Below are 16,177 nucleotides of genomic sequence, written 5' to 3' on the forward strand. Positions count from 1 at the left end.
GCACGAACCTCGGGTGAAAACTTGTTCGTTGTCTTGCTCATAAGGGCTCCACCTTCTCAGGAGTTGGAGCCTCCGACAATCCCGGGGCGGTTCATTGCGCTGGCGCAAGCCCGGCGTGAGGCCGGTGTTCAGCAGTTTCCGCCTGAACGCCTGCGCTACTGCCCCACGGACGATTTTCTTGACCTGCACCACGGCCGTCGGCTGACCGAGGGCACCAGCATCGACTTTCGCTATCAGAGGTTCGGTGAAGGCGATGGAGGTGAAGACTACGCCGCCGTTGCGCTTCAGCGCGGACGAAACGGTGTAGTCTCTGCGGTAAGCAACGGAGGGCCGCTGCTCCAATCCATTAGCGATCCGAGCGGATTTTTCTCGATTTACGTCCCCGGGTTGGCCGGGATCACGATACGCGAGGAGTATCGATCCGACGCGGTAGTAAGCAACGGCATCGCCCGTGGCGACGCCAACCTTTACCTTCGTAATGTCTTGCTGAGGATCGAGCGCAGCCAGGTCCGGAAGGACCGCTTTGACGGATACATAGACCGTGTGTTTCCAGGCGTTCGCGTCGACACGCAGTTTCATGAAACCGCCGACCTCTGGATCAGATCGACGGTCACTCGTGAAAACGCCGGCACCCGAGCACTTGACCTCGTCGGAACTGGCCTCCTGCAGGCGATCCAGCTCATCGCGTACGTGGCCAACTACGAACCCAAGGTGCTACTCTTGGACGAGCCAGACGCCCACTTACACCCCAGCAACCAGCGACTCTTGGCTGATACCTTGGCGATGATCGCCGGCACAACCGACACCAAGATCATCCTCGCCACTCATTCTCGACACCTTCTCGACGCACTCAGCGAAATCGAAGACGCCAAGCTTTTCTGGGTAAAGAACGGTGCGGCAACACCGCAGCAGGGTTGGTCTGATATCGCCGTCTTGATGGACCTTGGCGCGCTCGACAAGGGAGAGCGATTCCTCGCCGGCAATTACAAGTACCTCGTGTGGTCGGAGGACAGAGACACCAATCCGCTATCGATAGTCCTAGAGGCGAACGGCATACCTCGCGAAGAAACGCTCGTGTTTAGCTACCAAGCTAGCAGCAAGGTGGACGCGGCCAAACTGATGGCGGCCTTTGCTGAACGGGTTAGGCCAGGCGTAATCACGGTCGTCCATCGCGACCGGGACTTCATGAGCGATGACGAGGTTGAGCGCCTTCGAGCTCAGTTCGAACTCGACAAAGCACCCAACATGCGGCTCCTGATCACGCAGGGTTCTGATATTGAATCCTACTTTACACGTCCCAACCACGTTGCAGAGGTGATGGCCAGTGATCCAGTCGAAGCGCAAGCGCTCGTGGAAAATGTCCTACATGAAAATATGATCGAGTTCGTTACCGCGTTCATCAACAAACGTGGGGAAATAAAGCGGACTCTATACAAAAAGGATCCCGAGGCCTGCCCGGACATTGACGAACTGATAAATGGGCACCAGATTCCGGTAGAGAAGGCGGTTGGCAAGCTTCTGCTGAAGCGTATTAAGAAGCGACTACAGGCCGATGGCTTCAACGGCGGCGACATTGTGCGGCTCAGCGGGGCGCTCGCCGACCCCGATGTTGCAGCCGTGTTTGCTTAAGACAACTTGGAACTGTCCACGTTGGGGTGAACTAAAGTCTAAAATGACAACCCGTGGCACCCGGAGACATAATCCGACTGTGGATCGGCCGCCGACCGGCGGCTTCATGATGCCCGGTCAGTAGCTGCTGTCAGATCCGGACATCTGCATCACCAAAAGAACGGCGATACCTGGGTCGGCAGCAGACGGTCGCAGCCTCGTTGATAACGACTGCACTGGGGCATGAGTCACCCTATCTGGTGGTTCTAATGTCTGGAGCATCGTCGTGCGCTACCGGCCACCTGCTCGTGTGACAGGTCGCGGCACGACATGTGAAACTGTTGTATCTCGCGATGTCGTCGCTCGCTAACGCTGTAGGCAAACCAGATCGCGAGCGGGCAGCAAAAATCCAGGTCCTCCCGAGCGCTTCGCGTAAATACATTCAATATGGCTGTAACTATCTGTTGAATAAGTAAAATTCCTCTTGCTCCGTCGATGATCAGAGGCTTAGGCCATGCGCTTGGGTGATACAGGTGGGCAGGGGGTTTGATTTTGCGCAATATTTCCTTCGGATTGATTGTATGTTTGCTGGCAGCCCATCCTGTGGCCGCCCAAGTCGCGCCTGCACTTCCAAGTCGTCAGGAGTTGCAGCCGGGACAGACGCTGGCGCCAGCTCTCGCACCGCGCGATCCCTCCGGATTGTTCGAGCAATTGCCCGGTGGCCCTTGCCCGTTCCTCGGTTCCGATCTCAGCTTCACGCTACGGACAGTCGACCTCTCGGGTTTGCCGCCCGAATGGGAGGGAATTGCAAGTGAGGCATGGGCTGCCCGTATTGGCCAGTCGATCTCGGTAGCCGAACTCTGCACGATCCGCGATGACGTGGCGCGGCTGCTGCTGGCGCGCAACCTTCTGGCCCGCGTCGAAATTCCCGAGCAGAAGATTGTCGACGGCACGGTTCGGCTCGAAGTTGTGCCTGGTCGCTTCGAGGAGGTAAGGGTGACGGGATCGGCGCCCGCCACCGCGCTGGTGCGAAAGACGCTGGAGCCGGTCACCGAAGCCGAACGCATCGATCTGAATGTCATCCAGCGGTACCTGCTGCTCGCGGCCGACATCCCCGGTGTGGTGCTTGTGCCGACCATTCGGGCGGGTTCGACACGGGGCGGCCTCGTTCTGGAAGTTGCCGTGGATCGCAAGCCAGTGACCCTCTCGCTGGGTGGCCAGAATTTCAACAGCCGCACGCAGGGGCGCATTTCCGGTATAGCCCGGCTTTCCATCGACGGCCTCACTGGCCATGGCGACCGAACGACCCTGCTTGCTTCGACCAGCGCGGACTTCCGCGAGCTGCAGGTCTACCAGATCGGTCAGGAGTATCGAATCGGAGCCGAAGGGCTAACTGCGAGAGGCTCTTTCACTTATGCCATCGGGCGACCAGGCGATGTGCTTGCGCCGCTTGATCTGCGCAGCCGGTCGCTGGTCGGCAATATCGAGCTTGCCTATCCCCTGGTCAGGCATCGCAGGCGCAATCTCAGTCTTGTCGGCGGGCTTGACCTGGTCGATCAGCGCACGCGCGTCTTCCAGACACTGCCGCTCAGCCGCGAGCAGGCTCGCATTGCCTATGTGCGCGCATCGGGCAATGTATCCTCGCGCTATGGAGACGATCCGGCCTCGCTGTCGGCTTCTATCGAACTGCGGCAGGGTCTGGATGTTCTCGGCGCGACCGAGCAGGGGTCATTTGACCTGACCCGGCCATTCGCCGATCCGCAGGCCATGGTGGTGCGCGCCAATCTGGGGGGCAGGTACAGCCCCGCACGGAACGTCAGCTTTATCGCCAACGGGTTCGCCCAGTATACGAGCAGTGCCCTCGTCACCTATGAACAGATGGGCATCGGCAACCTGTCGATCGGACGTGGATACGATCCGAATGCAGCGCCTGGAGATCGGGGCGCGGCGCTGGCGCTTGAGGTTGAATTCGGGCCCATTGTTCGCACCCAAGGCATAGTTGCTCCGTTCGTGTTCTTCGATGCAGCTCGGGTCACCAACCTCGGTCCTCGCGGCTATTCCGACACACTCCGCTCGGTCGGTGGCGGGCTTCGCGGCAATATCATGAATCACCTCGATTTCGGGCTGACCTATGCCCACCCCCTGGATCCGGCCTTCCCCGGTGGCCCTCGCGCCGATGATCGCGTCCTGGTGACGCTGTCTGCAACTTTCCTCTGATTCAAGGAGCTGTTCGATGACTGCTCGCACTATCCGTCGCCGCCTTCTTGTCTGTTCCGCACTGATCTGCGCATCCGTCGCGACTTCCCCTGCCTTTGCCGCGCCCGGCAGTGGTTCGGTCGCGTCCGGGAACGTCACGATCACGCAATCGGGCAGCCGGACAACCGTCAGCCAGGCCAGCGACAAGGCGATCATTAACTGGTCGGGTTTTAATCTGAACAATGGCGAGCAGCTCAGCATCACGCAGCCTTCGGCCAGCGCGATGCTGCTCAACCGCGACATTTCCGGCCGGGAATCGGTCATCGACGGATCGATTACGGCCAATGGGCGCGTCTGGATCGTCAATGCGCAGGGCATAACCTTCGGAAGCAATGCGCGGGTGAACGTCGGAGGACTCGTCGCGTCCACGCTCGATGTCACAGATGCCGATTTCCTCGACGGCGACAATCGCTTCACCCTGTCGGCACCGATCGGCCATACCAGCAAGATCAGGACGCTGAGCGGCGCGCAGCTGGCCAGCACTGGCTCGATCGCGCTGGTCACGCGGCAGATCGACATTGCCAGGGGGTCGACCGTTACCGCAGGCGGCCAGGCCATCCTGGGTTCTGGGCGCGACGTGACCCTGCAGTTCATGCCTGCGCGGACCGACGATCTCGATTTGTTCCGGTTCGTCGCCAATGGCCAGAGCGAGATTTCGTCAACCGCGCTCGGCGATCCGATCACGATCAGCGGCAACGTCACCGCCAAGCAGATCTATGCCGTGGCGATGGACCGCGTGAATGTCGTCGGCCTGATCAAGTTCGACGGCAACCTGATCGCTAATGGCGCGGCGAGCGATGGGCAGGGCGGCATTCTGCTCTCGAACAGCGGCGGCGGGGTCACTGCGCCTGGCACGCTGGGAGCGGGATGGTTTCGAAGCCAGATTCGCGGTTATACCGGTGGTGGTGACAGCCCGATTGTCCAAGGCGTCAGCCAGTCGAATTCACTTGCGGTCAGCGGCTCAATTGCTTCCTTTTTTGGAGGGGGTGCCAGCACTGTCAGTTCCATCACGCAACTCGACGTGGAATCATTCGGCTTTACTTCAGTCGGCACCGGCGCTCTGGTCGTTGGGCCAACACCTGGAACATTTGGCACGTTTAGCATTAGTGCCCCGAATGCATCCATTCAATTGACGGATAATCTAACGGTAACCTTTGGCCCGGTCATCTCGGGTGGAAACGGAATATCGACCCGAAACATCACCACCTTGGGCGAGGGCGGATTGATATTCCTGTTAAGCCAAAACGGCAATATTTCTGTCAACGGCACCTTGATTAACCGTTCCACAGCGACTGGATCAAGCTCATTCCCGATTACTCTCATATCGAGCCGCGGAAGTATCGCTATCGGTGGGCTGGAAGGGTCTGAGGCCTCGGTAGAGGCGGCTGGTAGCTTTACGTCCAACCTTCGTCCGATCATTACGGGTGGCCGATATATCGTTTCTGCTGCAAGTTTTGCTGGAAGTGCCCTTTCCCCGACATTCCGCGCAGCAGGCAGCATTTTCAACGTCCGCACGGGTGGCGAAGCGATCATTCGGGATATCAGCCTAAACGGCACCCTGATCCTCAATGCATCCAGTGGCACGATCGAGAATAGCTCGATTCAGACGATTCGCTCGACAGAATCGGCGGTCGGCAGCCTGACGCTTCGTGGTGCCAACACCATCAACGCTTTCGGTATCACCACCAATCGCATCGATCAGCAGGGTGGGTCGCTCACCGCCAACAAGATCGATCTGCGAAGCAATGGTGGCCTTGCAGTTTACGATCTGCTGGGTGCCAATCTTCTGACCGGGGCAGATGCAGAACTGAGGTTGACCAATGCCAACAGCGCGTCGCAGCTGCGCTTCAACCAGGTTGCGAACAATCGCTTTGCCTTTATCGGCAATGTCGGGGCCAATCCGCTGCTCACCAACGGTCTTCTCGACATCCGAACGGCTGGCGGCCTGGATGTGCAGAGCACGGGGCAGTATCTTGGCGGTGCAACGATCGTCTCAGGGGGGACGCTGACTCTGGCGAGCCAGCTGCGTGCCAGCAATATCGAGCTGCAGGCCGCGACGCTGGACAACCGGTTCGGCCCCAATGCGCTGGTCACCGGCACCGGCGGCAAGTGGGCGATCTATCTGAACGCACCGACGGGCAACAATTTCAACGGGCTCGACAGCGGGCAGACGGCTGTATGGGGCGCGACGCGGGTCACGCTTCCCGCCGCCAACCTGATCACCAACCGCTATGTTTTCGCCATGCGTCCAGTGCTGACAGTCACCCCAGGAAATGTGACGAAGGTCTATGGCCAGACCGTCAATCCTGGAGCAGTGCCGGTGACCATCACCGGTATTCAGCCAGGTGTGCCCGGTGCTTTTCTGGGAGATACGGCAGCGACCGCATATCGAGGCATCCCCATGCTGCAATCCGTAGGGTTCGGCGAACGCGCTCAGGTGATCCCGGCCCCGGCACCATTCTATTCGATTACGGTTGATCCTCAGAGCATCATTGCCTTGAACGGCTATTCGCTCGAACTTCGCGTCGGCCTTTTGCAGGTGACGCCAAAGCCTCTCGACCTTGTCGTCCTCGCAAGGGACAAGACCTATGACGGAACCACGGCGGCCAGCGGCAGCTTTGGCCTGACGGGCATACTCTTCGACGATGCCGTATCGGCGAGCGGAACGCTGAGCTTTGCCGACCGCAATGCAGGCACAAAGGCGGTGACGGCCAGCGGCGTCACGCTTTCGGGCGCTGCGGCCCAGAACTATGCGATCGGCACGATCACCAGCGGCACGGCATCCATTCTGCGCAAGGCGCTCACAGCTGCGGCGCTGGTCGATACCAAGACCTATGACGGCACGACCAACGCCACGGGCCGGGTCAACCTTGCCGGCGTGGTGGCGGGCGACAATGTGACCGTCAACGGGGCTGTATTCAGATTCCTCGATCGGAATGCCGGCGAAGCCAAGGTCGTTGCCGTATCGGGAGCGCAGTTGGCAGGCACGGACGCCGGCAATTACACATTAGGCGCGGTGGCTGACGCGACCGGAACGATATTGCGCCGCGCGGCGGGCGTGACGGTTGCCGCAGACAGCAAGACCTATGATGGCACAACGACTGCGACGGGCCGCATCACAGGGATCACCAATCTGGTCGCTGGCGATGCGGTGACGGCCTCGGTACAGGGCTTCCAGTTCGCCTCGCGCAATGCCGGATCCGGCGTCATGGTAACGGCCAATGGCGTTCAGCTGCAAGGTGCAGACGCAGGCAGCTATGTGTTGTCAGGCCCGGTCACGGCGGTGGCCGATATCCTCGCACGGTCGATCACTGCGCTCGTCCAGGTCAACAGCAAGGTCTATGACGGGACGGTCAGTGCAACCGGCGCCGTGACGGGCTTGCAGGGCGTGATTGCGGGCGACCAGGTGGCTGCCTCGGGTGGCACTTTCAGTTTTGCCAACAAGAACGTCGGCAGTGCCAAGCCGGTTTCGGTCAGCGGCATTGTCCTCAGCGGTACCGATGCCGGCAATTATGTCCTCACGATCCCCACGGGGCTGCTTGCCAACGTGACCCCCAAATCGCTCTCGGCAACCGTGCGGGTCGATGACAAGACCTATGACGGCACCACCGCCGCGCGTGGCACGGTAAGCCTGGGCGGCATCGTTGCGGGAGATAGTGTTGCGGCTACCGAAGGCAGCTTCGCATTCGCCTCGAAGGATGCAGGCACCGGAAAGCCGGTATCGGTCACGGGCCTCAGGCTGGTCGGCGACGATGCTGGCAACTACACGCTCGTTCTGCCGGAGTCGGTAACGGCCACCATTCTGCGTCGTGCTGCGGCGATCCTGATCGCTGCCGATGGCAAGACCTATGATGGCGTCGCAGCCGCTACGGGCAGGGTCACCGGACTCAGCAATGTCATCGCTGGTGACGATGTCCGGGCATCTGGCGGCAGCTATGCCTTTGCGGACAAGAATGCTGGCACGGGCAAGCAGGTCACGGGCTCGGGCTTCGAGATCTCCGGCAGCGATGCGGGCAATTATACCTTCACTTTGACGGCAACAGCCTTCGCCGACATTCTTCGACGGGCGATAACCGGAACGGTGTCGGTAGATGACAAGACATATGACGGCACGACGGCGGCAACCGGCCGGATCGCGCTTTCGGGCGTCCTCGCCGGAGACAGCGTCAGTGCAGCGGCGGCCTTCGCGTTTGCGGACAAGAACGCGGGCAGAAACAGGACTGTCAGCGTCTCGGGAGCCACGCTGACCGGCGGCGACGCCGGAAACTACACGCTCAGCCTGCCGAGCTCCGCTGTCGCCAGCATTCTGCAAAAGGCCCTGGTCGCCAATGTTTCGGTGAACAACAAGACCTACGATGGCACCACCCAGGCAACGGGAAGCATCAGCCTGAACGGTGTGGTGGCTGGCGATGCCGTCCAGGCCAGTGGCGGCAGCTTCCAGTTTGCGGACAAGGCAGCCGGGACTGGAAAGCGCGTATCAGTGTCCGGTGTGTCGCTCAGCGGTGCCGATGCCTCCAACTACACGCTGGTTCTGCCGGAAACGGTAACAGCGACCATTCTGCAGCGGCTGTTGCAGGCCGAGGTGGCGATCAATCCGCGCACCTACGATGGTACCACCAGCGCGACAGGCAGGATAACGCTGGCAGGTCTCATCGCTGGTGACCAGGTCGGCGTGACAGGCGAGCGCTTTGTCTTTGCTGACAAGAATGCCGGGTCGCGCAAAGTCGTGACCGTGTCCGGCGTGACCCTGACTGGCAGCGACGCTGGCAACTACAGTCTTTCCATCCCTGCATCGGTGTTCGGCGATATCCTGCGGCGTGCGATCGCCGGGACCGTTACCATCAATGGCAAGACCTATGATGGCACGACCAGCGCAACAGGCTCGATCGGTCTGGCTGACATCGTTGCAGGCGATGAGGTGTCGGCCTCTGCCAGTTTTGCCTTTGCGGACAAGAATGCCGGCAGCGGCAAGAGGGTGACCATCGCCGATGTCGTTTTGCGCGGTGCCGATGCCGGGAACTACGACGTCACCGTCCCGGCCTTCGTGCTAGCCGATATCGCCAGAAGGCAGCTGACAGCGACCGTGCGGGTCGACGACAAGGTCTATGATGCGACGACAGCAGCAACCGGCAGGGCGACGCTCAACGGCGTTGTTGCAGGCGACAATGTGGCAGCAACAGGCGGGCAGTTCACGTTCGACACCAAGAACGCGGGTGCGAACAAGTCGGTGTCGGTGGCCGGGTTCACGCTCTCCGGGTCGGATGCGGCCAACTACACGATCAGTTTTCCAGCCAGCGCGTTCGCATCCATCACGCCGCGTGCGCTAACGGGCAGCGTCGTCATTGCCGACAAGACATATGACGGCACCACCGGAGCCAATGGGACAATTGCCTTGTCCGGGGTACTGGCGGGTGATCAGGTCAATGCAGCAGGCGGGACTTTCGCCTTTGCCGACAAGAACGCAGGCATAGGCAAATCGGTCTCGATCTCGGGCGTCACGCTGTCAGGGGCCGATGCCGGAAACTATATGCTTTCATTGCCGGCAACAGCCATGGCATCGATCCTGCGTCGCGCGATCACGGCTACCGTGACCGCTGCCAGCAAGACCTATGATGGGACCACGGCGACAACGGGCAGTGTGACCTTGTCGGGTGTCCTGGCTGGAGATCAGGTCGCAACCACCGGAACCAGCTTTGCTTTTGTCGATCCGAATGCCGGTGCCGGCAAGCGCGTCAACATATCCGGCACGGTGCTGACCGGACTGGATGCAGCCAATTACAGCCTGACGGTGCCGGGCAGTGTCTTGGCCGATATTCTTCGCCGTGCCATAACCATTGCAATCGGCGATGCGCGCAAGCGGGAGGGCGATTCCGATCCGGTTTTCGGGTTCACAGTAGAAGGCTCACTTGCTGCAGGGGATGCTGTAACGGGCTCGGCTCAGCGCAGCCCAGGTGAAGCGCCGGGGCAATATGCCATTGGCAGCGGTTCACTGGGCGTTTCAGACAATTACGTCATCACTTTCCGGAACGGTACTTTGACTATCGAGCCTGCGCCCAGGGCACTCGTGGAAGCATCTCCAGATCAGGCGACGCAAATCGAGCAGTCGCAGATTCTCAAGGAGGCGATTGCCGGTGTAGCCGCAGTCGAAGAATGCTCCGAACCGGATGGTTCCTGCCTCGTTGTCAACTATCGTCCAGCTTTAGATGAATGAGCGTGTTGCGGAGCGAAAATGGCTTGGGTCTGAATTTACAAACGAAATCAAACCTTACGTATCCTATACGAATCCGACCACCAGAATGGTGTTTTTGGGCAACGCACGGGATTTCGAGTGATTTTCTTCAATGTTTCTGGGTACTTAGTAATTGCTCCGAAACACCCTGACCTAACAGTGTTAGGGCAAAATGCTCACCGACCAATGCCTTGATCGGTGAGCATCCGCTACATTCTCATCAGATCCTTATAGGTGAATCGTCTCTCTTCTCGCCTATGTGGTAGACGGTCCAGCCAGCGCCTTCGGAATAGAAGCCAATCCCTTCAGCTCCGCTCCTCATGACGTTGCGCGTGTGCCGAGAGAAGTCGCCTTCAATCTTGAACCTGACGAGATCCTCTATCGAAAATGAACCGGGAGCATCTCCGAATCGATATTGCCACTCCGATACAAAAAGTTCAGCGGCTTTATGATTAGAGATAGCGAAGATGCACAGATTACCCATGATATGATGGACGCGAAAAAGCTTGGTTTTCATTTATACCTCACGATTGTTGTTGGTGAGGTGTGTATAGACGATTAATAAATCGATTGCGGGTGGGATCTGCAGTTTATACGTAGGAAATATTTTCTAAGATGAGACTATTCAAAAGTCAATTTGTGAACTTCCAGTGGAACTTGTCGGCTGCCCTGTAGTTAGGCTAGCGCGTCTAGCGAGAAGTCCTAGAACCGCGCAGCAGGTTCCATCCTGATGCAGCCAATCAGCCGTACTGCTCCTAACCCGCATATCCCCTTTGATGTCTGAGATCAGTCGCCCGCTGTCCGGTTGAAGCCGAAAAGGGTCTATCTCATGCGAGTTTGCGATGGTGCGCCAGATTCAGCCGCACTTGCCTCATGTGGTCAGGACCCAACAATGCTCGCGCGGCATCTCACAATCCGTGCTGAACCGGTGTGCGTCCAATATGGTGAAGCTATGGGTTCCTCTGCCGCTCTTGCAGGTCGGGGCAGCTGAAAACAAAAGACCCGCCCAGTGTGCATATCCTTGCGGACAGAGGCCGGGCGGGTGCGATTGCGTTTCAGATAAGCGGGATATCCCAACAAATCAATAACAGTCTCACTCGGCTGGCCACAACAATATGAGTCAAAGTCCTCAAGCTCTCGACAGTCAGGCGCACCTTGGAGAGCAACTGGTCCCTGCATCCTCACAGCCGCTCGATGCGCTCCAGTGCTGCCTCGGCTGCGGCGCGGAAGGGGGCGAGGTCGAGACCGTTGGCGTAGCGGATGGTCTTGTCCTCCCAAGAGAACTGCTCATCTTCCCATTTCCAGGGTGACGGTAGTCCGCCTTTTCTGAGCACCGTGATGTCACCCTCCATCACGTCGACACCAAGCTCAACCTCTGAAAGGTCGGTGAGCCATAACCACAAGCTGGCGCGCATTCCCTTGGACTTAAGCTCGAAATCGCACTGAAAATACTGCTCATCCCAGCGAACCACGGGATCGAGGTTGAGATCTTCATCCGCCGGGTCGAGCGGGACCGGGGTCCAGCCCTTCGGGGCGCGCCAGATGCGGTGCCAGAGGTCCGCCATGTCCATCACGAACTCGATCTGCGTCTGCCGCGCAGCGAGGCAGGCGGTGTAGAAATCGGTGATCTGGCCGTGGTCGAACACCTGCGGCAGATAGCCGATCTTGCGGTCGAGCAGCAGGTTGACCGCGTGGCGTATCTCGGGCTTTTCCAGATAGCTGAGCACACTTTCGCGGAACACGAAACGATCGGCAGTGTCGGTCATCGATAGGCCCTTTCCCAGATCGTCCGGCGGAACCGGGCGAAGTCCTCGCAATCGTCGGCAGGCGACAATTCGCGCTCGAATGCGTCGAGCAGCGTCCACCAGCTCTGCACCGTCCATTCCGAATTGTCCGCCAGCACCTTCGCGCAGAGATCGCGCGGATGCGGGGCGATGACCAGCAGCACGGTATCTTCCGGGCACCAGCCCGCGCGCTCCTCAGAATGATGTTGATAGCACTGCAATTGGTTGGCGCTCAGATCCGCGCCGAATTTCGCCTCGATCACCGCGCCCGCGCAGCTGCCGTCGTCAAAGCCCAGCTCGACCAGAATGTCGATCCGCGCGCCGTTATCGAGCCGCAGTTCTGCCTCGGCGAGCGCATGGGCGATGTCCTGGCGCTCCAGCCGTTCGCACGAGCGCCCGGCACAGCGAAAGGCGGCGCGGAGCAGGGCGAGCGTCCGCGCCTGGCAGCGCGCGGCGGGGCCGTCGGAGAGGAAATGCACCAGCCCGCCGGTAATCTGCGGTTCGTGGAACACGCTCCAGCGGTGCGGCTCCATGGTGAAACAATGGCCGGGGCGGTCGAGCCCGAACAGCCGCGACAGCGCGGCGCGCCCCTGCGTGGGCGAGGGCGGCGGCAGGGCGTTGAGCGGGGTAGAGAGCATCCGCTCGTTGCCGCCGAACAATCGCACCGCGCGGGCCAGCGCCGCGCCGTCATAAGCCGGGGAAGCATGCCCCGCGAGCCGCGCGATATCGCCTGCGGCCACTCTCGGCCCCCTAGGGCGCAGCGCGGGGCCGCGCAGGCTCTGCCGCTCGGCGATGATCACCGATAGCCCTCGGTCCGGGGGCGCAGGCCTTGGATCGTCAGTTCGTCATAGGCGGCGAGGAGAGGGCGGCGGGAGCAGTATTCACCATAGCTGGCGATCAGATCAGCATCGAGTTCGAAAACGTTCATGACAACTCGCACACTCAACGGAAAAGCCAGCATCCATCAATGCATGAAGCCCAGCGCTTTGTCAGCGCCATTCACATCCAAAATGGGCCCGTCCACAATCAAGCTGTCCTAGCTGGCATCAGGACGTACCGCGACGCGTGATCGGGCGCGCTTGAACGCCGCGCCCGCATAACGGTGGGACAGGGGCTGGGGGTGATCGCATACCCATCGGGTCGGTGTTGCCGGTGCGCGATCTGTTTCAGGTCAGATCCAAAATTGGGTGGCAACGAATGACTGCCACCTGATGCACATCAAAAAGATGTATGATCACATATCATATTTCTCTTGCATTTAATGCTCTCCGTGATATGTAGACTTACATATCACGGAGAATCGCAATGGACATACCTTCCCTGTTCGACCTGAAAACCGCCTTTCGGAATGCCCTCGTCGTCAATGCCGAGACGCTCTTCGTGCTGCACGGCGAGAATGGCCTCGGAGCCGAGCTGGCTACGCTGTATCTGGGCCGCACGGTCGACTGCCTGCCGAGCGACGAATATCTCGGCACCAGCACCCTTCAGGCGATCGATCTCGATCGTCATCATGTCTGGCACCGGATCGCAGGCCTGCACCGCATGCTGGACGAGCGGCGGATGTCCTCCTCGCCCGGCACGATCAACACCGATGATATCGGGTTGGAAATGCTCGTCCATCTGGAGATGTTCCTGGCGACCATTCCCCATATCGCGCTGGGTGCTTACGATGGCACCAGCGTCAGGTCAGGTTGCCTCCGGCGCCTGTTCGAGCTGGCATCCGCATGGCATCGCCTTGCCGAGGACATCAGCGATGCCCTGAGCGGACACGCTGGCTTGATGAATTTGCGGCCTGCAGATCTCGCATTGCTGGGCAGCATGAACGAGCGCTCGCTGCGAAACCTTGTGGGTCCGAAAAACCGCATACGCACCCTGCAGGCCGACAAGAAAGCTGCGTCCCGCAAGGGCAAGTCGTCCGTCCAGTCGAGAGCCTTTGTGGCGGTCGACCTGATCGACGCGCTTGACTGGCTGGGGTCGCGCAAGGGCTTCGCGATCGAGCCGCTCAAGCCCGCATTCGTTGTGGAGCACGTCAGCGGGATCGAGGACCCGCGCAAACGCGCGCGAGCAGCACTTGTCGCCCTCCTGGTCGCCCATGGGGAGCTTCGATACGTCTCCGCCAACGAGAGCCTGTCAGAAAAGGATCTGAGAGCCGCCGGCGACGGGAAGGCTTCGGATGCAACCATCAAGCGCCTCGACGATCACATTGCCTTCCTGGCCCGGCAATGAACCTCAATTGGGCCAGATCATCATCATGAAGGAGAATTGAGTATGAACGATAATGCGCATGCCACCCCTGGATTTGGAGCCTCTGCCCAGCTGGGCGGTCAGCCTCAGCAGCCGCTGCGCCTGCTACGGCTGGCCGACGTGATGGACCGTGTCGCGATGGGCAAGTCTACCATCTACGCGCTTGTCGCCCGCAACGAGTTCCCGGCACCGATGCACCTCGGCAGGGCATCCCGGTGGTTGGAGGAGGAAGTGAACCAATGGATTCACCAACGCTCGTCGAGCCGCCCCCAGGCCGCTCACCCTGAATGCTGACAGCACTGGCATTCCAAGGCCGGCCATGGTCGGCCGCATGGCTCCAATCGCAATCGGATTTAGCGCGGAAAGGAAGGTAAGGACCAAAAAGTGGCAAAAAAGTACGGCAGGCATTGGCGCAAATTGCAGCGATCATGGCGTAAGCGCGACAGTCATATCATTGAAAAGGCTCATTTTTATATACAGCAGCGCAAAATGCTCCACGATTGGAACATTGGACGCAGCACTCAGACGAGTAGGAATAAACGAAAGGGGACAGCGACAAGCCACAGTCCGAGGTCGAGAGAAAGAACGATCCTCTCCCGCTCACAGGATCGACCCTTCACTATAAACCGTCATCACCCCTTGTGGTCATCTCTTCCTATCACATGGTTCAACGGCAAGAGACCACCGAACTGGGAGAATCTATCCCAGTGGTGCAAGGTGCAACTGGCACTCATTCCTCTGGCAGAGCTTGGATGCATTACCTTCACGGGAAACCTCAGCCCAGCCTTGGAAGCAAAGCTTGTTGCAAGAGGAGAGAAAGGTATCGTGGAAGAGCTTCGCAACAGGCTTCGCAGGAACCTGCGAGCGGTAACAGGTGTCGAGAAGCTGGAATTCCTGTTCATGCTGGAAGGGCATTCAAAGGACGACGGTAAGGAGACGTATCTTCATATCCATGGTGTGGCCGCTTCTGATCGGCTTACCCCAATCCCAGACGACAATAGAGACATGATAAAGGAGGCTGTAGCGAAAACCGTCGGGCAATGGGAAAGAAGGCGGATCAACGACCGAGCAGTCCATGCAAAAGCATATTGGAAGGCTGGCAGGGCTTACGGGAACTATATCTTCAAATACTTTTCCCGCAAGGACGACCGGATGGGGGGGTATCGGTTGGCTGCTTCTCAGCCGCTCATCGCTGGTACTCGTGAATTCTGGCTGGCCATCAGCGGGCTGGATGGAACCAGGAAAGTTCCTCGCAATGCTCGCCGGGTGCCTCCTGGCTCAGAATACGGAAGGATCGTCGCAGCGCGCAAGGCAACTCGGAAGCGGATCAGCCTTCGACAGTCCGAGATCATGCGTTGGCGTCATGCCATGAAGCGGATGGCAAAGGCCACCAATGGTGCTTCTGCGGTACCCTGAAGGTGCTCAGGCACGTTTCCCATGGGCCGTGGCGATCACGTCGCGGCCCACTTGTCATGGCAACCAATGACATTGCAGCCTGAACCAACCCAGCCTCAGCACCCGATGACAACAAAGCCATCTGGACTGGAAGCGTCTCACGTTCCTGCCAATCGGCTTCAACCTGAAAACATCAGTGGATCGTGTCGGAGCGCCACCGGTTGGCGCCTCGGCCACTTCAACATGCCCTCAGGCGGGCTATAGGGCACGATGTCCGTTCAAACGTGCCAATGGCAGCCACGCAATATGCTGCTGCTTCCTATCCCAAGCCACAAAGGGATCGCCGTGGGCGATGGGCGCTCTGGTCGGCGCTGTGCGCAGCCTCAACGGAATCGTCACCCACGTTTTGCATACTCGTTACATACGCAGTGCGTGAAGCTGTGCTAAGTCATTGAAAAACTGGCGCACCCGACAGGATTCGAACCTGTGACCTCTGCCTTCGGAGGGCAGCGCTCTATCCAGCTGAGCTACGGGTGCATCGCCAAGGGGCATGCCCTTAGCAAGCCGATTGCCGCGCCGCCAGTCCCTTTGTGCAGCGATCATTGACCCCATGGGCGATGGGGCGCTATAGCTGGGGCCCGCACGCTGGCGGCCCTGTTCC

The 16,177-nt window shown here is 59.6% G+C and carries 10 protein-coding genes and 1 tRNA gene; 6 read left to right on the top strand and 5 right to left on the bottom strand.

All coding sequences use genetic code 11. From position 1 onward, the window contains the following. The 3 genes from C7451_RS12210 to C7451_RS12220 form a co-directional block, all read left to right on the top strand. Positions 1 to 1,629 (top strand): AAA family ATPase (locus C7451_RS12210; protein ID WP_110299260.1); only part of this gene is annotated, 1,629 nt, incomplete at its 5' end. 582 nt (positions 1,630 to 2,211) lie between these two features. Then, positions 2,212 to 3,825, top strand: coding sequence for a ShlB/FhaC/HecB family hemolysin secretion/activation protein (locus C7451_RS12215; RefSeq protein ID WP_167398530.1), 1,614 nt, complete (start codon positions 2,212 to 2,214; stop codon positions 3,823 to 3,825). A 16-nt stretch (positions 3,826 to 3,841) separates the two neighbouring features. Next, positions 3,842 to 10,075, top strand: coding sequence for a YDG domain-containing protein (locus tag C7451_RS12220; RefSeq protein WP_110299262.1), 6,234 nt, complete (start codon positions 3,842 to 3,844; stop codon positions 10,073 to 10,075). Positions 10,076 to 10,313: 238 nt separating this feature from the next. On the opposite strand, the gene C7451_RS12225 is transcribed toward C7451_RS12220, so the two are convergent. The 4 genes from C7451_RS12225 to C7451_RS20390 form a co-directional block, all read right to left on the bottom strand. Continuing rightward, a complete protein-coding gene (locus C7451_RS12225; protein WP_146215360.1) occupies positions 10,314 to 10,610 on the bottom strand; it encodes a hypothetical protein in 297 nt (98 codons plus the stop codon). 664 nt (positions 10,611 to 11,274) lie between these two features. Continuing rightward, positions 11,275 to 11,859, bottom strand: a complete 585-nt coding sequence (locus C7451_RS12230) for a hypothetical protein (RefSeq protein ID WP_110299264.1) — start codon at positions 11,857 to 11,859, stop codon at positions 11,275 to 11,277. Then, positions 11,856 to 12,617, bottom strand: coding sequence for a PDDEXK-like family protein (locus tag C7451_RS12235; RefSeq protein ID WP_146215361.1), 762 nt, complete (start codon positions 12,615 to 12,617; stop codon positions 11,856 to 11,858). Before C7451_RS12235 ends, C7451_RS12230 begins: the two co-directional genes overlap by 4 nt. 56 nt (positions 12,618 to 12,673) lie before the next feature. Continuing rightward, a complete protein-coding gene (locus C7451_RS20390; protein ID WP_279629494.1) occupies positions 12,674 to 12,805 on the bottom strand; it encodes a hypothetical protein in 132 nt (43 codons plus the stop codon). 452 nt (positions 12,806 to 13,257) lie between these two features. Here C7451_RS20390 and C7451_RS12240 point away from each other — a divergent pair, with 452 nt between their 5' ends. From C7451_RS12240 to C7451_RS19795, 3 genes are all read left to right on the top strand, one after another. Beyond that, positions 13,258 to 14,103 carry a hypothetical protein gene (locus tag C7451_RS12240; RefSeq protein WP_146215362.1) on the top strand — a complete coding sequence of 282 codons (846 nt, stop codon included), beginning with the start codon at positions 13,258 to 13,260 and terminating at the stop codon, positions 14,101 to 14,103. A 42-nt stretch (positions 14,104 to 14,145) separates the two neighbouring features. Further along, positions 14,146 to 14,415, top strand: coding sequence for a helix-turn-helix transcriptional regulator (locus C7451_RS12245; protein ID WP_110299267.1), 270 nt, complete (start codon positions 14,146 to 14,148; stop codon positions 14,413 to 14,415). A 90-nt stretch (positions 14,416 to 14,505) separates the two neighbouring features. Beyond that, a complete protein-coding gene (locus C7451_RS19795; RefSeq protein ID WP_146215363.1) occupies positions 14,506 to 15,537 on the top strand; it encodes a hypothetical protein in 1,032 nt (343 codons plus the stop codon). 439 nt (positions 15,538 to 15,976) lie between these two features. On the opposite strand, the gene C7451_RS12255 is transcribed toward C7451_RS19795, so the two are convergent. Continuing rightward, positions 15,977 to 16,053: transfer RNA gene (locus C7451_RS12255), tRNA-Arg, on the bottom strand. Positions 16,054 to 16,177 lie beyond the last annotated feature (124 nt).

This window comes from Blastomonas natatoria, assembly GCF_003201955.1.
Classification (GTDB): domain Bacteria; phylum Pseudomonadota; class Alphaproteobacteria; order Sphingomonadales; family Sphingomonadaceae; genus Blastomonas; species Blastomonas natatoria.

Excerpts from the sequence above, each read along its gene's own strand:
- C7451_RS20390 (WP_279629494.1), bottom strand. The coding sequence starts at position 12,805 with ATGAACGTTTTCGAACTCGATGCTGATCTGATCGCCAGCTATGGTGAA.
- C7451_RS12220 (WP_110299262.1), top strand. The coding sequence starts at position 3,842 with ATGACTGCTCGCACTATCCGTCGCCGCCTTCTTGTCTGTTCCGCACTG.
- C7451_RS12225 (WP_146215360.1), bottom strand. The coding sequence starts at position 10,610 with ATGAAAACCAAGCTTTTTCGCGTCCATCATATCATGGGTAATCTGTGC.
- C7451_RS12245 (WP_110299267.1), top strand. The coding sequence starts at position 14,146 with ATGAACGATAATGCGCATGCCACCCCTGGATTTGGAGCCTCTGCCCAG.
- C7451_RS12230 (WP_110299264.1), bottom strand. The coding sequence starts at position 11,859 with ATGACCGACACTGCCGATCGTTTCGTGTTCCGCGAAAGTGTGCTCAGC.